The sequence below is a fragment of the Ruegeria sp. BC8 genome, from assembly GCF_056535705.1.
Window position 1 is genome coordinate 1,266,017 of record NZ_JBQFIV010000001.1, and the last position, 22,315, is coordinate 1,288,331.

At 60.6% G+C, this 22,315-nt stretch carries 19 protein-coding genes; 5 read left to right on the forward strand and 14 right to left on the reverse strand.

Features of this window, described 5'->3' with window-relative positions; all coding sequences use genetic code 11:
- Positions 1-46: 46 nt before the first annotated feature.
- From ACR3EK_RS06435 to ACR3EK_RS06460, 6 genes are all read right to left on the reverse strand, one after another.
- The gene (locus ACR3EK_RS06435) at positions 47-688 is read right to left on the reverse strand and encodes a nucleotidyltransferase family protein (RefSeq protein ID WP_480632973.1); all 642 of its coding nucleotides are present in this window, start codon (positions 686-688) and stop codon (positions 47-49) included.
- Positions 685-3,102 (reverse strand): GcvT family protein, encoded by a 2,418-nt coding sequence (locus tag ACR3EK_RS06440; protein ID WP_480632974.1) that lies wholly within the window; start codon positions 3,100-3,102, stop codon positions 685-687. Before ACR3EK_RS06440 ends, ACR3EK_RS06435 begins: the two co-directional genes overlap by 4 nt.
- A 94-nt stretch (positions 3,103-3,196) precedes the next feature.
- Positions 3,197-4,504: an HlyC/CorC family transporter gene (locus tag ACR3EK_RS06445; protein WP_170339536.1), complete on the reverse strand. Its 1,308-nt coding sequence runs from the start codon at positions 4,502-4,504 to the stop codon at positions 3,197-3,199.
- Between the two features lie 69 nt (positions 4,505-4,573).
- Positions 4,574-5,524, reverse strand: a complete 951-nt coding sequence (locus ACR3EK_RS06450; protein WP_480632975.1) for a site-specific tyrosine recombinase XerD — start codon at positions 5,522-5,524, stop codon at positions 4,574-4,576.
- Positions 5,525-5,526: 2 nt separating this feature from the next.
- Positions 5,527-7,053: a hypothetical protein gene (locus ACR3EK_RS06455; RefSeq protein ID WP_170538377.1), complete on the reverse strand. Its 1,527-nt coding sequence runs from the start codon at positions 7,051-7,053 to the stop codon at positions 5,527-5,529.
- The gene (locus ACR3EK_RS06460) at positions 7,043-7,192 is read right to left on the reverse strand and encodes a hypothetical protein (RefSeq protein WP_170338962.1); all 150 of its coding nucleotides are present in this window, start codon (positions 7,190-7,192) and stop codon (positions 7,043-7,045) included. The genes ACR3EK_RS06455 and ACR3EK_RS06460 overlap by 11 nt, the downstream gene beginning before the upstream one ends.
- A gap of 79 nt (positions 7,193-7,271) precedes the next feature.
- On the opposite strand from ACR3EK_RS06460, the gene ACR3EK_RS06465 reads away from it, so the two are divergent.
- Positions 7,272-7,859 carry a shikimate kinase gene (locus ACR3EK_RS06465; protein ID WP_170580172.1) on the forward strand — a complete coding sequence of 196 codons (588 nt, stop codon included), beginning with the start codon at positions 7,272-7,274 and terminating at the stop codon, positions 7,857-7,859.
- Positions 7,860-8,972 (forward strand): 3-dehydroquinate synthase, encoded by a 1,113-nt coding sequence (gene aroB / locus ACR3EK_RS06470; protein ID WP_170437297.1) that lies wholly within the window; start codon positions 7,860-7,862, stop codon positions 8,970-8,972.
- 9 nt (positions 8,973-8,981) lie between these two features.
- Here aroB and ACR3EK_RS06475 read toward each other — a convergent pair whose 3' ends face one another.
- Together ACR3EK_RS06475 and ssb are read right to left on the reverse strand one after the other, a co-directional pair.
- Positions 8,982-10,052 (reverse strand): site-2 protease family protein, encoded by a 1,071-nt coding sequence (locus ACR3EK_RS06475; RefSeq protein WP_170371191.1) that lies wholly within the window; start codon positions 10,050-10,052, stop codon positions 8,982-8,984.
- Positions 10,053-10,070: 18 nt separating this feature from the next.
- Positions 10,071-10,568: a single-stranded DNA-binding protein gene (ssb, locus tag ACR3EK_RS06480; RefSeq protein ID WP_170338954.1), complete on the reverse strand. Its 498-nt coding sequence runs from the start codon at positions 10,566-10,568 to the stop codon at positions 10,071-10,073.
- A gap of 204 nt (positions 10,569-10,772) precedes the next feature.
- Here ssb and ACR3EK_RS06485 point away from each other — a divergent pair, with 204 nt between their 5' ends.
- Positions 10,773-11,351 (forward strand): lytic transglycosylase domain-containing protein, encoded by a 579-nt coding sequence (locus tag ACR3EK_RS06485; protein WP_480632976.1) that lies wholly within the window; start codon positions 10,773-10,775, stop codon positions 11,349-11,351.
- A 50-nt stretch (positions 11,352-11,401) separates the two neighbouring features.
- On the opposite strand, the gene ACR3EK_RS06490 is transcribed toward ACR3EK_RS06485, so the two are convergent.
- The 5 genes from ACR3EK_RS06490 to miaA form a co-directional block, all read right to left on the reverse strand.
- Positions 11,402-13,489 carry a dipeptide ABC transporter ATP-binding protein gene (locus ACR3EK_RS06490; protein WP_480632977.1) on the reverse strand — a complete coding sequence of 696 codons (2,088 nt, stop codon included), beginning with the start codon at positions 13,487-13,489 and terminating at the stop codon, positions 11,402-11,404.
- Between the two features lie 94 nt (positions 13,490-13,583).
- On the reverse strand, positions 13,584-15,047 hold the full coding sequence (locus tag ACR3EK_RS06495) for an ABC transporter permease (protein ID WP_170366979.1): 1,464 nt from the start codon (positions 15,045-15,047) through the stop codon (positions 13,584-13,586).
- A 13-nt stretch (positions 15,048-15,060) separates the two neighbouring features.
- On the reverse strand, positions 15,061-16,107 hold the full coding sequence (locus tag ACR3EK_RS06500) for an ABC transporter permease (RefSeq protein WP_170339518.1): 1,047 nt from the start codon (positions 16,105-16,107) through the stop codon (positions 15,061-15,063).
- A gap of 137 nt (positions 16,108-16,244) precedes the next feature.
- On the reverse strand, positions 16,245-17,915 hold the full coding sequence (locus tag ACR3EK_RS06505) for an ABC transporter substrate-binding protein (protein ID WP_170338949.1): 1,671 nt from the start codon (positions 17,913-17,915) through the stop codon (positions 16,245-16,247).
- A 340-nt stretch (positions 17,916-18,255) separates the two neighbouring features.
- Positions 18,256-19,152, reverse strand: a complete 897-nt coding sequence (miaA, locus tag ACR3EK_RS06510) for a tRNA (adenosine(37)-N6)-dimethylallyltransferase MiaA (RefSeq protein ID WP_480632978.1) — start codon at positions 19,150-19,152, stop codon at positions 18,256-18,258.
- A 98-nt stretch (positions 19,153-19,250) separates the two neighbouring features.
- On the opposite strand from miaA, the gene pyrH reads away from it, so the two are divergent.
- The gene (pyrH, locus tag ACR3EK_RS06515; RefSeq protein WP_170338945.1) at positions 19,251-20,003 is read left to right on the forward strand and encodes a UMP kinase; all 753 of its coding nucleotides are present in this window, start codon (positions 19,251-19,253) and stop codon (positions 20,001-20,003) included.
- A gap of 206 nt (positions 20,004-20,209) precedes the next feature.
- Positions 20,210-21,796: a BCCT family transporter gene (locus ACR3EK_RS06520; RefSeq protein ID WP_480632979.1), complete on the forward strand. Its 1,587-nt coding sequence runs from the start codon at positions 20,210-20,212 to the stop codon at positions 21,794-21,796.
- 50 nt (positions 21,797-21,846) lie between these two features.
- On the opposite strand, the gene ACR3EK_RS06525 is transcribed toward ACR3EK_RS06520, so the two are convergent.
- Complete coding sequence (locus ACR3EK_RS06525) at positions 21,847-22,230, reverse strand: VOC family protein (protein WP_170363618.1); 384 nt, start codon at positions 22,228-22,230, stop codon at positions 21,847-21,849.
- Between the last annotated feature and the right edge of the window lie 85 nt (positions 22,231-22,315).

Consider the following 22,315-nt stretch of genomic DNA (forward strand, 5'->3'; position numbering starts at 1 on the left):
AGTCCTGTTTTGGGCAACCGGCCCGGTCGTTCTCGACCGGGCCGCGTTACTTTTGGGATCTTTGCTTTTTGCGCCATTCGACCCACGCTTGGGGCGTATCCAGATCCAGAATAGCGTTCTGACCCGGCAAAGGCTGTAGGTGCACCTGGTCCAGATGCGCGCGTACGATGGCTTGTGCGCCGCCATCTCCGGTCAAATGCGCCAGATCAGCAAGGAGACTTCGGTCGAAGATCACAGGATGGCCTGGTACGCCGTCCGAAGACGCTCCGCGCCAGATCAGCTTGTCAGGATGTTCGGTGACCGACCGGAGGACCGCGCGCAGATCGTCTGATGTCAGCTCTGGCAGATCGGTCAGCAGGATCATCGCTGCCCGGGTTGATACCGGCAGCTGCGCGACCGCCCTGCGCAAACTGGCATTCATGCCTTCATCCGCATCGGGAACAGAAACGATCTTCAAGTTCATCCCACTCAGGGCGGTGTATCGCGGGTGAGGTGCCGGCGGCAGGGCGACGATGACCGGCCCGACAGCTCGCGCGGTTTCAGCCGAGCGTCGGATCAGTGGTTGACCGTCGACAATTTGCATCAGTTTGTCCACTCCGCCCATACGGCGAGAGCTACCGGCGGCCAGCAAGATGATGGGGATATCCTCCATGCCGGCCACCTTGCCGCCAACCGGAACGGCTGTCACCCCCGCATACGCGCACCGTCAGGGTCAAATAGTGGACTGGTCAGTACGCGCGCCTTGCGCATCTGGCCCAGGATTTCAATTTCGACCGCCAAGCCGTCGGCCGCCAGTCCCGTTGGCAGGAAGCCCATGGCAACTGATTTCTGTGCGAAATGCGAGTACCCGCCGGATGTACAAAACCCAACCACTGCGCCGTCATGCCAGATGGGTTCGTAGGCGTTCACATCTGCGTCCTCGGCTTCGACCTCAAAAGCCACAAGCTTGCGGGCTGTTCCTTCAGCCCGCTCGGCCTCGGCGACAGCGCGCCCGATGAAATCGACGTTCTTGGAGAACGAGATGAAGCGGTCCAGCCCGGTTTCAGCGGCTGTGTAGTCGGGTGAGAACTCGCGCATCCACGAGCCGAAGAACTTGTCGAGCCGCAGGCTCATCATCGCGCGCATGCCGAAGGGGGTGATGCCGTGCGGTTGCCCGGCCTGCCACAGCGTCCACCACAGCTGGCGTTGCGCCATCGGATCGCAGTAGATCTCGAACCCCAGATCGCCGGTATAGCTGACCCGCTGCACGATGCAGTCGGTCATGCCGACGACCATCCGGCGCACGTCCATGAAGCGCATGTCACTGAAATCGGCGCGGGTGCAAGCGGCCAGAACCTCGCGGGCTTTGGGGCCGGCGATCTGGAACCCGTTGCGTTTGTCGCTGATATTCTCAACGGTTACGCCGTCTTGTTGATGCTGCAGGAACCAGCGCATGTGGACGTTCTGTGCGCCGTAGGAGGCGGTGAGCTGGAACTCCTCCTCGCCCAGGCAGGACACGGTGAAATCCCCGATCAGCTTGCCCTTGGGCGACAGCATGGGCGTCAGCGACAGGCGGCCCGGAGCGGGGATGCGCCCGGCCATGATCCGGTCCAGCCAGTCGCGGGCGCGCGGACCGGTGGCAAGGTATTTGCCGAAATTGTGCACCTCGTTGATGCCGACGCCCTCGCGCACGGCGCGCACCTCGCGGCCCGTTGCGGCGAAGGCGTCCGAGCGGCGGAAGGACGGGGTTTCATAGGTCGGCTCGCCCCCTTGCGCGAAATAGTTGGCGACCTCGAGCCCGTATTGCTGGCCCCAGACCGCGCCCAGATCGCTGAAGATGTCATACATCGGCGTGGTGCGGTTGGGCCGCGCGGCGGGCAGTTCCTCGTTGGGGTAGGCGACCGAGAAACGCTTCTGATAATTCTCGATCACCTTGGGGCGGGTATAGCCGGGGGTGATCCAATCGCCGAACCGGGCCACGTCCATGGCAAAGACGTCGCGCTCGGGCTCGCCCTCGATCATCCATTGCGCCAGCGTCAGACCGACGCCGCCGCCCTGGCTGAACCCGGCCATCACGCCGCAGGCCGACCAGTAGTTGCGCACGCCCGGCACCGGCCCGACCAGCGGGTTGCCGTCGGGCGCAAAGGTGAAAGGGCCGTGGATCACTGATTTCACACCGGCCTCGGCCAGAACCGGGAAGCGACGATAGGCGAATTCGATACTGTCGGTGATCTTGTCGAAATCGTCGGGCAGCAGCTCGTGCCCGAACTCCCACGGCGTGCCGTCCACGGCCCAGGGTTTGCAGGGTTGTTCGTAGAAGCCGATGCAGAGACCGCGGCCTTCCTGCCTCAGATAACTTTCGCCGGCCGGGTCCATGACGTGCGGATGCTCGCTGCCCGCGTCGATGATCGCCTCGATTTCGGGGATGGTGTCGGTGACGAGGTATTGGTGCTCCATCGGGTGCAGCGGGAAGTAGATGCCCGCCATCGCGCCCACCTCGCGCGCCCAGAGGCCGCCAGCGTTGACGATATGCTCGGCGTGGATGGTGCCCTTGTCCGTCACAACGTCCCACGTGCCGTCGGGGCGCTGGTTGGTTTCACGCACCATGCAGTGGGTCTCGATCGTGGCGCCGCCCATCCGCGCGGCCTTGGCATAGGCGTGGGTCGTGCCCGAAGGGTCGAGGTGCCCGTCCAGCGGATCATACAGCGCGCCAATGATGCCGTCGGTGTTGGTGATGGGGGCGATCTTCTTGATCTCGTCGGGGCCGACGATTTCGGTTTCCAGCCCCATGAAGCGATGCTTGGCGCGCTCGGCCAGCAGCATGTCGAACCGGTCCTGATTGTCGGCCAGCGTGATGCCGCCCACATGGTGCAGCCCGCAGGACATGCCGGTGATCTCTTCCAGTTCCTTGTACAGCCGGATGGTATAGCCCTGAAGCGCGGCCATGTTGGTGTCGCCGTTCAGCGTGTGGAACCCGCCCGCCGCGTGCCACGTCGATCCGCTGGTCAGTTCCGACCGTTCCAGCAGCATCACATCCGACCAGCCCAGCTTGGTCAGGTGATACAGCACCGAACACCCGACAACTCCACCGCCGATCACGGCAACCTGACACGTGGTTTTCATCCGCACCTCCTTGCGTCTGGCCCGAAGGTGCAGGGGAGCGGCGCTGGTATCTGTCACGAAAACGACCGAGTTTGTCGTTTCCGCCAGCCGTCCGTCAGAGCGGCCGCACCTTCAACCAGGTGATCCGGTTGCCCTCGCGTTCGACGACCTCGAACCGGAATCCGTGGAACGAGAACACCTGACCAACGGTCGGAATCATCTGCGCTTCGTGGATGACCAGCCCGGCAATGGTGTTGGCCTCGTCATCGGGCAGGGACCAGTCCATCGCACGATTCAGGTCGCGGATCGTCATCGAGCCTTCGACCAGATACTGTCCGTCTTCGGTTCGCGTAACCGTCACATCTTCGTCCACGTCGAATTCGTCGGCAATCTCGCCGACGATTTCTTCGAGGATGTCCTCGAGCGTGATCAACCCGCGCAGCGATCCGTATTCATCTACCACCAGCGCAAAATGGCTGTGCATGCGCAGGAATTCCCGCATCTGATCGTCCAGCGTGGTGGTCTCCGGTACGAAATAGGGGTCATTTGCCACCTTGAGGATGTCAAATGACTTCAGTCTTTCCGCCCCGCCATCGCTACCGCCTGCCTTTGCGTACATGGCACGGAACAGATCCTTGGCGTGCACGACGCCCACGATGTTTTCGGGCTGGCCACGGAACACCGGCAGGCGCGTGTGACGGCTTTCCAGGCATTGTTTCAGGATCGATTCAGGGTCTGCGTCCGCGTCGATCATCTCGATATTCGAGCGGTGCAGCATGATTTCCTCTACCGTGCGGTCGCCGAGGTCAAGCGCGCCCAGGATGCGGTCGCGGTCCTCTTTTTCGACGACCCCCTCGGAATGGCCCAGTTGCAGAGCACCGGCGATCTCCTCGCGTACGGCAAGGATGTTGCTGTCGGGGTCGATCTGAACCCCGAACAGGCGGAGGACCCCGCGCACCAGCAGGCGTACCGCGGCCACCACCGGCGAAAACACAGTAACGACAACACCGATCACCGGGGCGACTGCTGCTGCGGCCTTTTCGGCATTGGTAATCGCGTAGGTTTTGGGCAGCACCTCAGCAAAGACCAGAACAAGCAGGGTCATGACCAAGGTGGCCAGTGCCACGCCGCTTTCTCCGAACAGTCGGGTGAACAACGCCGTGGCCAGCGAGGCTGCAAGGATGTTGACGAGGTTGTTCCCCAGCAGGACCGAGCCGATCAGACGTTCGTTGTCATCAGTGATCTCCAGCGCCTTTTGCGCGCCGCGCGATCCTTTGTCGGCTTGCGCCCGCAGTTTACCCCGCGAAGACGCCGTCAGCGCTGTTTCAGACCCCGAGAAGAAGCCGGAGAGTACCAGCAGAAGCAGAATTGAGGCCGTAGTCAGCCAGAAGGCGCCATCGAGAAGAGAAGGGTCAGAGTCCATCGGTCCGTTTCAGGTATTGTTGATGCAATGGTTATGGGGGCGCAGATGCGCGCGATCAAGGGTTTGGCCCTAGTCTCGACCGTCATCCTTGGCAAGCGGGTGATGCTGCAACACCAGCTCCGACAGGCGCTCGTCCAGGACATGCGTATAGATTTCGGTCGTCGCGACGTCGGCGTGACCAAGCAGGGTCTGGATCGAACGCAAATCGGCCCCATTGGCCAAAAGATGCGTCGCAAAGGCATGGCGCAGCGTGTGTGGCGTGACTTTGTCGGGAGAAACACCGCCTTGCACGGCCAGTTCCTTTATCAGTGCAAAGAACCGGTGACGGGTCAGGTGCCCTGATTTTCCGCGCGAAGGAAACAGGAACCGGGACCGCTGGCCTCCGTTGGCGACTGCTGCATCTTCGGCTTCGTCCCGGATCGTCAGCCATGCCGCCAAAGCATCGCGCGCAGGTGGTGACAAGGGCACCATGCGCTCTTTTCCGCCCTTGCCGAGAACCAGCAGCATGCGTGGGTCGCCGCGGGCGGATGATACCGGCAGGGAAACAAGCTCGGTCACACGCATCCCGGTCGCATACAGAATTTCCATCAGGCACGTGTTGCGCAGCTTGTCTGCCGTACTGCGCCCTGTTTGCCTGGCGGCCTCAAGCAGGCGGTCGACTTCTGCCACGTCCAGCGTCTTGGGCAGTCTTTTCTGGCGTCCCGGGCCTTTGATCTGGATGGCCGGATTGGTCGAGCGCCAGCCCTCCTCAAACGCGAAACGGTACAATTGCTTGATGGCAGAGAGGCGGCGGGCGCGGGTTGCGCGCGAAAGGCCTTGTGCGTCACAGTCAATCAGATAGGCCTCGATCATATCTTGGTCGGCGGCTTCGAACCCGGCATGTCGCCGGTCGAGCCAAGCGCCAAAGTCCTTCAAGTCTCGCCCATAGGCCAGCAAAGTATTGGTTGCCGCCCCAAGTTCTGCGGCCTGCGCCTCGAGAAACGCGGAAATCCACAAGTCTTGTGTCGCCGGAGCGGACACAGTCAGGCCCCCTTCAGAACAAGTAACTGCAAGGCGGCGCGGCGCGCCGTGTCTTCCAGGCCGACATGTCGGAACACCGCGATGGCCGCAGTCAAGTCAACCAGATTGCCGCGCGCGCCATGCGCGAACATCTGCATGGCCTCAAGAATTGCCTCACCCAGACGGTTTGCTTCCAACATCGCGCGGATATCGGACGGGATCGGCGCCGACCATGCAAACCCTTCGGCGATGGCGTCAGCCATCGGTGAGGGCGAGTTCGAACGCTCGGGTTGGCCCGATGCCAAAGCAGCCAGAAAGGCATTGGCCTCGGGTCCGTCGGGGACAGATCGTGCGGCATCCTCGTACAACTCGGACAACAGCAGGATGCGCCAGCGCAGATTCTCGGTGGTCGGGTCGGACAGCTTGATCGGCATCAGGCGCTCGGCGAACAGTTCGGCAAAGGGCACTTCGAGCCCGACCGAACCCATTTCTGCCCAGACTTTCGGCAGGGTCTTGGATATTGCCTCGGGGCTTCCGGTCTCCAGCGCCGTTTCGAAACGCTGAACCGCCGAGACGCGATCCCAGACCGCGCCCGAAGCCGCAGGCGCGCGCTCGGTATAAAGGCCCAGCAGATGGTTCGGCGTAAGCGCGCCGATGCGGGTCAGACGCTCGGCCGCTTCGATCTGGGCCTTCCAACCGGCAACATCGCGCAGGTCGGCATTGGCAAAGGCTCGCGGCAACGAGGCGGTCGGAAGTCGCTCGCCGATCGCTTCGAACAGGCGAAACGTCAGCGGATCGGGGTCTTCGGGCTGCGGCAGATAGGCGGCGCCTTCGAACATCTCTGGGCTTAGGAAGCGATCAAGCAGATCGAGTTGCGCGGGCGGCAGTAATTCGAGCGCATGCGCCGCTTCGAGTGTCAGTGCGGCCGAAGCCCAGTCACCTCTGCGGGCCTTGCAGAAGACCTGCGCGGAATAATCCCGCGACAAATGCGGTTGCGCGATCAGCGCAGTGCAACTGCGATCTTCGTCGCCGGTCAGTAGAGTTGCGTCAAACCAACGTTTGAACCGCTCAGGCGTATCGGTGGGGCCGGCAAGCTGCACCAAGGATTGCGTCGGATCGGCGGCACCCAGCTGCATCAGGCGATCCAGCCGCGCCAGAAGGAGCTCGTCTGGCTCATTGGAATTCGCCGGTGCGCGGGCCTCGGTCAGCAAAAGTGTGAACAACAGCCGCTGCATGGCAGGGTTCGATTTGACCGGCACGCGCGCGATAAGTTCGGCCAGCCGGGCCGGATCGCTGGGCAGCCACAGATCAACCGGCAGCCCGGTCGCGGACCCATCCACCAATCCCAACGGCGGCGAAAGGGCCTCGAGCGGAGACACCTGGATGTCGGGCTGCAGGCCGGTATCGGTAACCGGCGGCTCAAGCAATACGGTCCCCGGCAACAGGTCAGGGGCCGTCTCCAGCCAGTCGATCGCGGATAGCGGCTGTTCGGTTTGTGCGGCGGCTTGGCCGGTCAGTGCAAGCGCCAGCACGACGGCCCTAGTTGACATCCAGAATTACCGGTTCGCTGATTTCGCTTTGCGGGGCCGAGAAGTCGGCACCGAAGAACGGGCCAAGATACGCATAGGCCACCAAGCCGATGAAAAGCAGGCAAATTAGGTACAACAGGAATTTGATCAGACGGCCCATGGCTCAACGCTGCCTCAATTTTCGATTTTGGCCAAGTTATAACTGGCATTTTTCCCAAGATCACGTCATTCACAGGGAAATGAGCGAAATTAAGCATAACGTGGCGCCGGCCGGACAACGGCAGGTCTTTGACCTGCACAAAACGGTGGTTTTGGTCGGCATGATGGGCGCTGGCAAGACGGCCGTGGGGCGCGCTCTGGCCGCGCGCCTTGGTGTTCCATTCCTCGACAGTGACAGCGAGATCGAATCGGCTGCCAACATGACCATCCCCGAGATCTTTGAACGGGACGGCGAGCCGTTCTTTCGCACCAAAGAAAGCCAGGTCATCGGCCGTCTGCTGGACGAGAAAAAGGGTATCCTGTCGACCGGCGGTGGCGCTTTTCTGAGCGAAGAAAACCGGACGATGATTTCGGACCGTGGGGTTTCCGTATGGCTGTGCGCCGATCTGGAAGTGTTGTGGAACCGGGTGCGCCACAAAGACACGCGACCCTTGCTGCGCACATCTGATCCGTATGCAACGCTGCGTGACCTGTACGAGGCCCGCGTGCCGTTGTACGCACAGGCTGATCTGGTGGTGAATTCGGACGGCGACACCGCCATCGAGGATATGGTTGACCGGGTTCTGGAAAAGCTGATGACGCGCCCGGATGTATTGGAAGTCAAATAGATGCATCAGACAGTTAACGTTGATCTGGCCGAGCGGTCCTATGACGTGGAAATCGGGCCGGACCTGTTGGCTCAGGCCGGTGCGCGGATCAAACCCATGCTGCACCGTCCGCGTGTAGCGGTTCTGACCGATGAAACCGTGGCCGGTTTGCATTTGGATGCTTTGCGCAGCGGTTTGGCGTCGGCCGGGGTGGAAATGACCGCATTGGCTCTGCCCGCAGGTGAGGCGACCAAAAGCTGGCCGCATTTCGAGCGCGCCGTCGAATGGCTGCTGGCCGAAAAGATCGAACGGCGCGATATCGTCGTAGCCTTCGGCGGTGGAGTAATCGGAGATCTGGGGGGCTTTGCCGCCGCAGTGCTGCGTCGCGGTGTGCGCTTTGTGCAGATCCCAACCTCGCTTCTGGCGCAGGTCGACAGTTCCGTGGGAGGCAAAACCGGTATCAATGCTCCGCAAGGCAAAAACCTGATCGGTGCGTTTCATCAACCGTCGTTGGTTCTGGCTGATACCTCAGTGCTTGGCACCCTGACGGCGCGTGATTTTCTGGCCGGATATGGTGAAGTCGTAAAATATGGCCTTCTGGGGGATGCCAATTTCTTCGAATGGTTGGAGCGCAACGGCCCCGCGCTGTCGGCCGGGGACATGGCGACCCGGGTTCAGGCGGTCACCCGTTCGGTTCAGATGAAGGCCGACATCGTGGCCCGCGACGAGACTGAACAAGGCGACCGGGCGCTGTTGAACCTCGGGCATACGTTCTGCCACGCGCTTGAGGCGGCGACGGGCTATTCCGACCGGCTGCTGCATGGCGAGGGTGTTGCCATTGGCTGTGCCCTGGCGTTCGAGCTGTCGGCCCGCATGGGGCTGTGTTCCCAGGAAGACCCGAGCCGCGTCCGCGCTCACCTGAAGGCGATGGGCATGAAGACCGATCTGTCTGATATTCCGGGTGATCTGCCGAGCGCCGAAGATCTGGTCGACCTTATGGCTCAGGACAAGAAGGTCGTTGACGGCCAGCTGCGTTTCATCCTGGCGCGTGGGATCGGGCAGGCCTTCGTCACGTCGGACGTGCCACGCGATGCAGTTCTGTCCGTTCTGCAGGATGCATTGGCAACGTGCTGATAAGCGGAGTCAGCGGCCCCGTATCACCATCAATTCGCCAATGTTTTCGCGGGTGATGTATCCGACCATCTGACCGGTCTTGGTGCAGACCGCCACGGCCGGTGCGCCACCATGGAGACCATCCAGAACGGCTTCGAGCCCACTGGTCAGGGCCACCCGGGGGATTTGCTCTTCCATGACCGAGGTCGCGGGTTCCGACCGGGGGTGATCGCCGGCTAGCGCGGCAAACAGCCGATTGCGGGTCACAAAGCCCAACAGCTGCCCGTCTGCGCCCAAAACCGGGAACTCGTGCTGAGTTGTCTGGATCACGGCCTGGGCCGCCGTTGCCAACGTGTCTTGGGGGGTCAGCGCGTGGAATTCGGTAATCATCGCGTCGCGAGCCAGCACGCGGCGCGCCACCGAGCGCATTGCTACATCCTGACTTTCTGCATTTGCCGCGATGAAGACGAAAACCGCGATCAGAACCAGGATCGGGTTACCGGTGCTGAGCCCCAGAAACCCGAACCCGACGGCCACGGCCTGGCCAGCAAAGGCGGCGGCCCGTGTGGCCCTGACCCTGTCCATCTTCAGGCAGAGCAGGGCGCGGAACACGCGGCCGCCGTCCATTGGAAACGCGGGGATCAGGTTGAACACCGCGAGGAACAGATTGACGTAGGCCAGCCGGCTCAGCAGGTCGACGCGGGTCGAGTCGATTTGCGCCAGCGTTTCAACCTGCATTCCCGCACCCAGAAGGACAAGTATGCCCCAGATGACGACGTTGACCGCTGGACCAGCCAATGCGACGGCAACTTCTTGCATCGGCTTTTCCGGCATCCTCTCGAGGCGGGCCAAGCCGCCGATGGGCAGCAGAGTGATGTCAGGTGTGCGAATGCCATACCTGCGGGCCATCAGCGCATGACCGAACTCATGGGCAACCACGCAGGCAAACAACGCCAGAACAAAAACGATGTTGTCGATGGCTGCTGGCCACCCACCATCAGAGTAGGCGGCAAAGCCGACCCAGGCCAGCAGCAGGAAGAAGGTGACATGGACCCTCAGTTCCGATCCGAGCAATCGGCCGACGGCGAAGGACCATGTCATGACGTGCCTCGCTGGAGATTAGAACGGGATTTCGTCGTCGTCGATGCCGCCTGATGCCGGTGCCGGTGCGCTGGACTGTGCGGCGTAGGGCTCGGAGTATCCGCCGCTGTCCTGGCCTCCTCCGTAACCGCTGCTTTGGCCGCCACCGTATCCGCCGCCCTCATTGCGACTGTCCAACAGGGTCAGTTCACCGCGGTAAGGGCGCAGAACGACTTCGGTGGAATAGCGATCCTGTCCGGACTGATCCTGCCACTTGCGCGTTTCCAGTTGGCCCTCGATGTAGACCTTTGACCCTTTGCGCAAATACTGCTCGGCGATGCGGACGAGCGGTTCGGAAAAAATAGCGACTGTGTGCCACTCGGTCCGTTCGCGGCGTTCACCGGTATTGCGGTCTTTCCAGTTCTCCGAGGTCGCGATCCGTAGGTTGCAGACCTTGCCACCGTTCTGAAACGACCGCACTTCGGGATCGCGCCCGAGATTGCCGACCAGAATGACTTTGTTGACTGAACCTGCCATGGATTTCCCCGTTTTTTGACTAGCTTGATGGCGCCCGAATCTGACGCTGAGTTCACCTGAAACCCTATACGTCCTGCGCCCGGGTTGGAACACGGTTGATGCCCGGAATGCCACCCGGAAAATCAGTGTTTCCTTAACCAAGCTTTCATTTCTGCCTGAAATACCTATAATCCGAATGATTGCTGAACGAGCGGGATTGCTTGAATGCGTTGTCTGTTAAGTGGTTTTTCAATTGCATGCCTCGTTCTGGCGTCGACGCCGCTGAGCGCAGATGTGCTGTCGACCAAGAATCGCAAAGATATCTTTTTGAAGCAGGCCAAGATATTGGACACGCGGGCCGCCAGCCAGTATCGCGACTCTGAACGGCTGAAACCGAAGACGCCGGACGGCAGTTTCAAAAAGCGCTATTCCGGCAAGTACCGTGGTGAATACCTTGCCATGGCGCGCCAGGCAGCGCGCAAGCACAACGTCCCGGAAGAACTGTTCCTGCGTCTGGTTCAACAGGAAAGCGGTTGGAACCCTCACGCCAAGTCGCACAAGGGCGCTTTGGGCCTCGCGCAGCTGATGCCCCAAACCGCCAGGCTGCTGAACGTGAACCCGCATGACCCGAAGCAAAACCTTGAAGGCGGTGCGCGGTATCTTTCGTGGCAATACCACAAATTCAAGTCCTGGCGCCTCGCGCTGGCAGCTTACAACGCCGGCCCGCAAGCGGTGGAAAAGCATGGGGGCGTGCCGCCCTATGCCGAGACGCAGAATTACGTCAAAGTCATCTGGGGCGGCTGATACAATAGCTGCTCAAAAAACCGGCCCAAGGCCGGTTTTTCTTTGGGCGATCACTCAGCCGCTATTTTGATAACCGGTTCCATCTTCGCCAGTGTTTCGGTGGACAGATGACACTTGACCTGGTGTCCGTCAGCCAGCGTCTGGACCGGCGGAACCTCTTTTTCGCACAATCCGCCCGCAACCTCGGACTTCCACCGGCACCGGGTTTGGAACGGACATCCGGGCGGCGGGTTCATCGCCGAAGGAATGTCGCCCTCAAGGACGATGTGTTTCTTTTCGACCGAGGTATCGGCGATGGGAACCGCGCTCAGCAGCGCCTCGGTATAGGGGTGATAGGGCGGCGAGAAGACTTGATCGGTCGTGCCCAGTTCGACCACGTGGCCCAGATACATCACCATGACGCGGTCGCTGAGGTAGCGCACGATCGACAGGTCGTGGCTGATGAACAGCAGTGTCGTCTTGTGTTCGCGCTGGATCTCCATCAACAGATCGGTCACAGCTGCCTGCACCGACACATCCAATGCCGAGACCGGCTCGTCCGCGACGACGATCCGGGCGTCCCCGGCAAAGGCACGGGCTATCCCGACGCGCTGTTTCTGGCCGCCTGACAGTTGGCGCGGCATACGGTCGGCAAACGCGCGCGGAAGCTTCACCAAGTCCAGCAACTCGAGCATCCGTTGCTTGCGTTCGGCTTCCGAGTTTCCGACGCCGAAGATTTCCAGCGCGCGGATGATCTGACGTCCGACCGTCATCGACGGGTTCAGCGTATCGAACGGATTTTGAAAGACCATCTGAACTTCGCCGACGGTCTTGGCATCCCGTTCTTCGATCGGCAAATGCTCGATATTGCGGTTGTCCAGCAGTATCTGCCCGTCGGTCGCCGTCTCCAATCCCATGAGGACCTTGGCAAACGTGGATTTGCCGCAGCCGGACTCGCCAACGATCGCCAGCGTTTCCGATTCATGTGCGTCGAAGCTGAGGGTTTCGTTGGCCTTGACCACTTTCTTTTCGCCCCCACCGAACAGAGCGTTTGCGGCCACCTCGTAGTATTTCTTGAGGTTGTCCATTTTCAGAACGGTCTTGCCGATCGGCGCTTTTTCTTTTTGCTCTGCAACCGTGATGGGCGCGTTCCAGTCGATTTCCTGGAACTTCAAGCAGCGCGTATGGTGGCGGTCATTGCCGGGGACCGGGAACATCTGAATGTCCTGCGCGTCACAGCGCCCTTCCTCGAAATAGTCACAACGCGGGCCGAAATTGCAGCCGGGTGGGCGTTCGTGCGGCAACGGGAAGTTGCCGGGGATAGCAACCAGCGGGCGCGAATTCTTGTCCGCGCCGGGCAGGGGGATCGAGCGGAACAGCGCTTGGGTATAGGGGTGCTGCATCTCGTCAAAGACATCGTGGATCGAGCCACGTTCGACCGCCTCGCCGGAATACATCACGCACAAGCGGTCACAGGTCTCTAGAACCAGGCCCAGATTGTGCGAAATGAACAGCATCGATGTGCCGTATTTCTTGCCCAGATCCTTGACCAGTTCCACCACTGCGGCTTCGACCGTCACGTCCAGCGCGGTTGTCGGTTCGTCCAGGATCAGAAGCGACGGCTTGGACATCAGGGCCATCGCGATCACGATGCGCTGCTGCTGGCCACCGGACAGCTGATGCGGAAAGCTGTTCAGCATCCGCTCGGGGTCCGGCAGGCGCACATCCGTCACCACTTCCAGAGCGCGGGCATAGGCCTCTTCTTTGCTGACCCCTTCATGGATCATCGGCACTTCCATCAGCTGTTTGCCGATCTTCATCGCCGGGTTCAAAGAAGCCATCGGCTCTTGATAGATCATCGCGATCTCATTGCCGCGAATGTCCCGAAGTTCTTCCTTGCTCATTTCGCTAAGGTCACGGCCCTTGAATTTGATCGAGCCGCCAACGATCCGACCATTCTTGCCAAGGTCCTGCATGACACCCAGGGCGACCGTCGACTTGCCGCAGCCGGATTCACCGACCAACCCGACAGCCTCGCCGGGCTGCACACTGACCGAAAAATCCATAACGGCCGGTATTTCCCGCAAGCGGGTAAAGAACGAAATCGAGAGCTTGTCGATTTCGAGGATCGGCCCGTTATAATCCGCCAGTTTGTTCATCTTGCTTGCTCCTCGCCAGCACTCGGGGGATCCCCTTCATCTGGCTAAAAATATCCTGGTGGGGGCCGGGGGCAGTCCCCCGGCCGCTTTCACATCAGTCCTTCAGGCTTTCTTCTCGCAGGCCATCCGCCAGCAGGTTCAATCCCAGAACCAGTGACAACAGCGCCAGTGCCGGCGGCAGTGCAGGGTGCAGGTAGATCGACAGCAGCTTGCGTCCTTCGTTGATCGTGGACCCCCAATCCGGGCTTTCCGGCGGCAGGCCCAGTCCAAAGAACCCCAAGGTCCCCAAGAGGATGGTCGTGTAGCCGATGCGCAGGCAGAAATCGACGATCAGCGGCCCGCGGGCGTTGGGCAGGATTTCCCAAAGCATGATGTACCAGGGGCCTTCGCCGCGCGTCTGCGCCGCGGCCACGTAATCGCGTGTCTTGATGTCCATGGCCAAGCCGCGCACGATGCGGAACACTGTGGGCGAGTTGACGAAGACAACCGAAACGAACACGACCAGGATGCCGCCCGGAATGTCGAACAGATCCAGATAGGTCGGCAGACCCCAGATGCTGTAGTCGTCCGTGCGGATGACGTATCCCCCGGTCGAGATCAGCGACAGGTACAGCCAGATCGCGATACCCAAGACGCCGATCAGCAGCGGCGTACGGAATTTCGGCCGGGTGTAGTAGCGCGAATTCAGAAGGACACCGATGAAGAGAATCGGGAACACGAACAGGACTGCGGCCATATAGTTCGGCACGCCGGTCGCGACGATTTCCGGTGTGACCAGCAGGTAGAACAGCAGGATGACCGGGAACGCCAGGATCAGATTGGCGAGGAACGACAGAAACGTGTCCAGCCGCCCGCCATAATACCCGGCGGGCAAGCCCAGCGTGATCCCGACCATGAAGGCAAACATCGTGGCCAGCGGAGCAATCTGTACGACGATCCACGCCCCCTTGACCATGCGGCTGAATACGTCCCGGGCAAGGTTGTCGCCGCCCAGCAGGTACCAGGCGAACTCACCGTCCTCGGCATTGGGCAGGGGGGTGCCGGGCACCTTGTTCTTCATGCCGGAAACCTGGACCAACGGATCATGTGTCACGATCAGGTCCAAAGCCCCGAAGATGCCGGTGAAAACCCAGAACATGACCAGTCCAAAACCGATCATGCCGATCGGGCTGTCGAAAAGCTTGCCGTACAGGCCAAGGCGCCGTTTGAAGGCAACCGACATCGCGAAAAGAATGATCAGCGACAGCCAGACCGGCAGAAATTGCTGCGAGATCGCGCCGATAATCCCGGCCCCAGTGCCCAGGAATATTCCCAGCAGCAGGTAGGCGACCACCGTCGCGATGCTGGCCAGGAAAGAATACCACAGCGCGGATTGCGTCAGGTTCCTGAGGCCGCCGCCCGAACTGACGGTGCCATCCGCATTCACGCTGACTTGCGTCTCGGGCAGCAGAATGCTTGCCAGGATCCAGACAACGACGGATACGACCAGCGCAGCCAGGGCGATCATCATGATCGGGTTCAGAAAGGCGATAGAGCCAGTCCAGCTCAGAGGTTCCATGGTCTATCCTCCCTTATGAAATGCGGATGCGCGGGTTGAGGTAGACATAGCCGATATCCGAGATCAGCTGCGTCACGAGCACCACGAAGACCGACACGACCGAGATCGCCAGCAGAAGCTGGATGTCGTTGTTCCCCGCGGCCTGCACCAGCGCCCAGCCAAAACCTTTGTAGTTGAACAGGGTCTCGACGATCACGACGCCGTTCAGCAACCAAGGGAACTGCAGCATGATGACCGTGAAGGGCGCGATCAGCGCGTTGCGCAGGGCGTGCTTCAGAACGATATTCCCGAAGGACACACCTTTCAGGCGCGCGGTCCGAATGTATTGCGCGGTCATCACCTCGGTCATCGAGGCTCGGGTCATCCGCGCAATGTAGCCCATGCCGTAAAGGGCAATTGTCAGGACCGGCAGGAAGAAATTCTCGAAAGTCGGGTTTTCCATGGCCTGTGTGGCCGTGCCCTTGAACCATTTCAGACCCACGGTGGAAGAGGTGAAGATGGCGATGAAGATCACGCCCGACACGTATTCCGGCGTGGCCGTCGTGATGATCGAAAACGTGGACAGGGACCGGTCCAACGCAGATCCCTCGCGCATGCCGGCCAGCACACCAACCAATAGGGCGGTCGGGATCATCAGCACCAGCACCCAGAACATCAGGTAGCCGGTGTTGCCCAGCCGCTTGCTGACGATCGTTCCGACCTCGTCCTTGAAGACGGTGGAATAGCCCCAGTCGCCCTGAAGAATGCCGCAATAGCGCGGTGTCGTTTCCGGAGTAGAGCCGGGACGAGTGCAACTTCCCACGAACTGACCATCCGGTAGCGTGTTGGTGAAACCGGGCACCACCCCCAGCCATTGGCCGTATTTGACCAGCGTGGGCTGCATGTATCCGCGGTTCTCAAGCCAGGTGACGACCTGTTCATCGGACATACGCTGGTTGCCCTGCGTCTTGGCCAGTTTTTCCAGGTTTGGATAGAGGTTGGTCAGGAAGAAGACCACGAAGGTCAGGCAGAGTGCCGTCAACAGCATCACGCCCAATCGTCGAAGGATGAAGAGTCCCATGTTGGCCCCTGTTGTTCGGGTTCTCCGCAGATCAGTGGACCATTTTCTGGCCTCGGACGTCCGACCCCGCGTCGGTGTGTCTGCGGCTGGAAAGGGGCGCCCGCATTCGGGCGCCCCTTGAAAGGTTCAGGTCGGGATCAGGCCGCCCAACCCCATTTGTAGTGATGGTGTTCGAACGACACATGCATGTCGGTTCCGACCAGACCGTCCTTCATGTGACGGTACAGCGACCGCCAATAGGGCTGGATGGTTACGCCTTCTTCCTGGATCATTGCTTCGCCCTTGGCCACGATTTCGCGGCGCTTGTCGGCATCGGCAATGGCCAGAGCTTCGGTCAGCAGGGCGTCAAACTCGGCATTGGACCAGCCGAACTCGTTCCAAGCCTCGCCGGTGCGGTATGCCAGTGCCCAGATCTGAACGCCCAGCGGACGGTGGTTCCAGTTGGTCGAGCTGTAGGGGTATTTCGCCCAGTCGTTCCAGAACGTGTTGCCCGGCAGAACCGTCCGCTTGACCTTGATGCCCGCGTCGCGCAGCTGGGCTGCCACGGCATCGGTGGTGTTGCGGCGCCAGTCGTCGTCGATCGAGATCAGCTCGTGTTCGAAATCGGCCATACCGGCCTCTTCCATCAGCTTGCGCGCGCCTTCCGGGTCAACTTTCTGCGGCGGCAGTTCGTAGTAATCCGGGTGGATCGGGCCGACGTGGTGGTTTTCTGCAGGCGAGCCGCGACCTCCGTAGCCAAGCTCGAGGCAGACCGAGTTGTCCACGGCCATCTGCAGCGCCTGACGCACGCGTTTGTCGGCATAGACCTTCTTGCCGTCCACTTCCGCAAGCTGGTTCGGGCGGACCACGATGGTGTTCATCGTGACAACCTCGGACTTCACGTAGCCCAGGCTGTCCATCACGTCGATGAATTCACCAACCGATTCATACAGCATGTCGACTTCGTCCGATTCCAGAGCCGCCAGCCATGCCGACGGATCGGTGCCGTAGTCGATGTACTCAATGCGATCCAGGGCCGGACGACCGAATACGGCTTCGCCCCACCAAGTGTGGTTTTCGTTGCGAACAAGCGCGGCTTTCACACCCACTTCCAGCTCTTCGATCAGGTAGGGGCCGGTGCCCACGTTGTTTGTCAGGTCCGTTTCGCTGAACGAGCTGTGGATGATCGCGGCCGGATAGTCTGCCATGCCCGGGATCAACGAGATGTCCGAGTTCGGCAGGTTCAGCTTGACGGTGTGCGAGTCCACAACCTCGATCGCGCCTTCGATTGCCTGGCCGGTATCTGCGTCGACCAGCGTGGCAAAACGGCCCGCCATCGAGTTCGTTTCCGAGCTCTTGTCGCACCAGCGCGCGATGTTGCGTGCCACGTCTTCGGCGGTGAAATCGTCACCGTTGTTCCACTTGACGCCCTGACGGACCTTCAGCGTGTAGACGGTCGCATCGTCGTTGACTTCCCAGCCCTCCAGCAGCATGCCGCGGAATGTGCCGTCCGAGTTGTACTCGACCAGGTATTCCAGCGTGCCTCGGGTGACGTTGGCGATCTGCGACCAGTCATAGGTGCGCGGATCCTTCAGCGCGCGAACTTCCTGCTGAACGCGCAGGGTGCCACCTTCTTTCTTGGCGTCTTCGCCCGCCGCCTTGGCGGGTGCGGTCAGGCCGACCATGCCGTAGGCGGCCGCGGCAGTGACACCAAGGCTGGTCGTGCGCGTCAGAAACTCGCGGCGGCTCAGCTTGCCGTCCCGATATTCCTGGGCGTGCATTTCGGCAGCCCAGTGCATCGGTGCTCCGGTCAATGTCTTGGTTTTCATGGATGTCTCCCTGTGAGATTATTATGGGTATTTGTTGGTCCCCGTCGAAGCCAGACAGCGCCGAGCAAGGTCATTTTGGATGTAGTTTTTTGAATTCTGTGCATCCCCATGGGTTCATTCGGCACCAGATTCCAATTTAGGTCAATGTTCGAAATCGTCATCAAGTGCACAAAAACGACATTTGCAGAGAAACCTGAGCCGTGGTCGCCCGGGCTGCTATCGGCAAGTCTAATTCTGGAACTTGTGATTCCCTTTTCCGAAGGGTTTCGGCCGAAAACCCCTTATGTGACTGAAAATAAAAGACTTCGGACGAAGTCCTGGCGCGATATCAGTGATTCACTCAGCCTTGGCTCGGATCGACGTTATGCCATTGCTTCATCCGGGCACGGCACCACGTGCGCTGGCGTTTGGCGTATTGGCGTGTCGCAATCGTTGCTCTTTCGCGGGCATCGGCCAAGGTCATCCGCCCCTCGATGTGGGCCATCAACTCAGGTACTCCGATGGCCTTGCACGAGGGCAGGTTCGGGTCGTACCTGTCGCGCATCGCCGCAACTTCGTCCAGGGCACCCGCCTGCAACATCTGGTCAAAGCGCGAATTGATGCGCGTGATCAGCCAGTCTCGCTCGGGAGTCACGACGATCGGAAACGCTTGATCCAGTGGCAGCAGCGGTGGCGGCGTGTCGTCCTGCCAATCCGCCAGGGTCCGGCCCGTGGCTTGCTCGACCTCCCAGGCCCGTTGCACACGGGCGCGGTTGCGCGTGTCGATCCGGTCCCGTGTCCTTGGATCAATCCCGGCCAGAAGCTCGGGCAGGGGAATTGCGTCCGCAGTCTTGCGCAACTCGGGCGGCGTTGCCGGGATGTCTGCCATACCTTCCGTCAGCGTCGAAAAGTAGAGACCCGTTCCGCCCACGATGATCGGACGCGGCGGCCCTGACAAAAAAGTCCGCACCTCGCGCAGCCAGTGGCCGGCCGAATAGTCTTGATCAAAAGCGACATGGCCATAGAGAGCGTGTGGAGCCCGAGCTTCTTCGTCGATCGAGGGTCGGGCGGAAATGATGCGCCAGCAGTCATAAACCTGGCTGGCATCCGCATTGACGATGATCCCGCCCACGTGTTCGGCAATCTCCAGCGCAAGGGCTGATTTGCCCGATGCGGTCGGCCCCATGATGAGGACCGGCAGATCGTCGGGAATGGGCGGCAGACTGTTCAGCAAATTGCGCGCTGTGTTTTCAGCCATGAGTGTTTGCCCTGTTCCTTGACCATCCGCATTGAACCCGCGGTGGTTTTGCTTCATTTTGCGCCGGAAAACAAACCCGTGCCAGCCCGGAGCGCAAGATGAGCCTTTCTTCCACCAACACAACCGCCGAAACCCCAAAGACAACGTACAAACGCGTCATGTTGAAAATCTCGGGCGAGGCGCTGATGGGGGATCAGGGATTCGGGCTGCATCCGCCGACTGTCCAGCGCATCGCGCAGGAGGTGAAGTCGGTGCATGATCTCGGGGTCGAGATCTGCATGGTCATCGGCGGAGGGAATATCTTTCGCGGCCTGTCCGGTTCGGCCCAAGGGATGGAACGGACCACGGCCGACTACATGGGCATGTTGGCGACCGTGATGAACGCGCTGGCCATGCAATCCGCGCTTGAGGGCCTGGGTGTCTTCACCCGGGTGATCTCGGCCATCCGCATGGACGAGGTGTGCGAGCCCTATATTCGCCGCCGCGCTGTGCGCCACTTGGAAAAGAAACGGGTGTGCATCTTTGCGGCTGGAACCGGCAACCCGTACTTCACCACAGATACCGCAGCGACGTTGCGTGCCAACGAAATGACCTGCGAGGCCATCTTCATGGGCAAGAACGGGGTCGACGGCGTCTACGACAAGGACCCCAAGGCACATTCGGACGCTGTCCGCTATGACTCGGTGACCTATGACGACGTTCTCGCCAAGCGTTTGAAGGTCATGGATGCTTCGGCTATCGCTCTGGCGCGCGACAACAATCTGCCGCTGATCGTATTCGGACTGGACGAGCCCGGCGGGTTCCGCGGAATCCTGGCAGGCGAGGGAACCTATACCAAGGTTCAAGGCTAGCCAAAGACCCGACCCAACAGCCCACACTAGTTTGCCTGGCGCCCGACTCGGTTCGGACGTTCGGTAACCCAACGCCGTCCGGTCTGCTGAAAATGCTCGGTGTGACCGGTATGCGTGTCGCTTTTGCCCGCCGGAAAGTCTCTGGCGTCAGACCGAAAAAGCGATCTTTCCCCGATCAAAAGCGCATTAAAATGAGAGGAGAGAGAATGTCCGACAATTCAGATGCCGACTACGAGGTCGGCCAGGACAATATCCAGATCATGGGGCTGGATATTCATAATCCGGTTTTTGCCGTGTCTGGCCTGACCATCATCGCCTTCGTCTTCTTTTCGTTGGTTTTCCGCGAGCAGGCTGCCGATTTCTTCGGCTGGTTGCGCCCCGCGCTGACCAACCAGTTCGACTGGGTTTTCATGCTTTCGGCCAACATCTTCGTTGTGTTTTCGTTGCTATTGATCGTGACGCCGCTGGGCAAGATCAGGTTGGGCGGCGACGATGCGAAACCGGACTACAGCTATGCGGGTTGGTTCTCGATGCTGTTCGCCGCTGGCATGGGGATCGGGCTTGTTTTCTGGGGCGTGGCCGAGCCGATCTCGCACTATGGCGCATCACTTGGCGGTGTCGCCGTGGGAGAGGACGGCCTGCGCACCGACTGGGCTCCGTTGGGCGCCGGGCTGGAGGATCCCGACGCATCGCGGAAGCTGGCGATGGCAGCCACGATCTTTCATTGGGGCATGCACCCTTGGGCGATCTATGCGGTCGTTGCACTGGCGTTGGCATTCTTCAGCTTCAATCGCGGGCTGCCCCTGACGATGCGTTCGGTCTTTTACCCGCTGTTCGGCGAGGCCACTTGGGGCCCGCTGGGGCATGTCATCGATGTGCTTGCGGTCTTTGCGACCATCTTCGGCCTGGCAACCTCGCTCGGCCTGGGGGCGACACAGGCGCTGGCCGGTTTGAACTATCTGTTTGATGTCCCGGTGACAGACGGGATGAAAGTGCTGCTGATCGGCTTGATCACGGTCTTCGCCCTGATTTCGGTGATCGCCGGACTGGACAAGGGGGTCAAACGCCTGTCCGAGGCCAACATGGTGCTGGCGGCGCTGCTTTTGTTGCTGGTCCTGATCGTGGGGCCGACCATGGCGATCCTGACCGGGTTCTTCGACAGCATGATCGAATATGTCGTCGCGCTGCCGGGCCTGTCCAATTGGATCGGTCGCGAAGACACGAACTTCATGCAGGGCTGGACCACCTTCTACTGGGCTTGGTGGATCTCCTGGTCACCGTTCGTCGGCATGTTCATCGCACGAATCTCGCGCGGGCGCACGATCCGCGAGTTCGTGACGTGTGTCATCCTGATCCCGACGCTGGTCGGCGCCCTTTGGATGAGCGTTTTCGGCGGAGCTGCTCTGGATCAGGTCATGTCCGGCAATGGGCAGGCTCTGTCCGATGCGGCGCTGGAACTGAAGATGTTCAAGATGTTCGAGGCTTTCCCGATGGCTGGACTGCTGTCGTTCGTCGGTATCGTTCTGGTGGTTGTGTTCTTCGTCACAAGCTCGGATTCGGGTTCGCTGGTGATCGACACCATCACGGCAGGCGGCAAGACCGATGCTCCGACGGCTCAGCGCGTATTTTGGTGCGTGCTGGAAGGGGCCATCGCGGTCGTACTGCTACTGGGCGGTGGGCTCGGCGCATTGCAGGCCGCGGCCATTGCCACCGGCTTTCCCTTTGCGATCGTGCTGGTCTTGATGTGCGTGTCCATCTTCATCGGTCTGGTGAACGAACGCCGACGCAACTGAGCGTACCGCCACTGACAGTGGGCCCCGGTTACATCACCGGGGCCTTTCATTTATTTCGGACTGCCTTCGAAGAAGCCGACCGAATTGCCATCGGGATCGACCGCATAGAAGAACCGACCGGCCGGGATTTGGATCGGATCCGAGACAACCTGACCTCCGGCAACCTTGACCCTGGCCATGATCTCTTCAGCCGTGCCCTTTGCGGCCAGATGAAGGGTCGGGCCGGTACCATCTTTTGCTGGCTTTCCCGGATACAGATGCAAGGCAACGCCCGTTGCCGGGTCAGCGGGGCGGAACATGGCCATGGGGTTCGGGCCGGATGTGTCGACCGCAAGTTCTGCCCCTGTGGCGTGGGCATAGAATTCTACCGCCTTGTCCAAGTCGGAAACAGGCAGTTCGCCCCACACCAGAAAATCCTTTGGAAGATAACTCATCTGAAACCTCTCTTGTCTTGAGTGCCGTGAGTTTGGCATGTGCTGATGACAGAAGCTGGCATCAGACGCCCGGCTTGACCGCGCG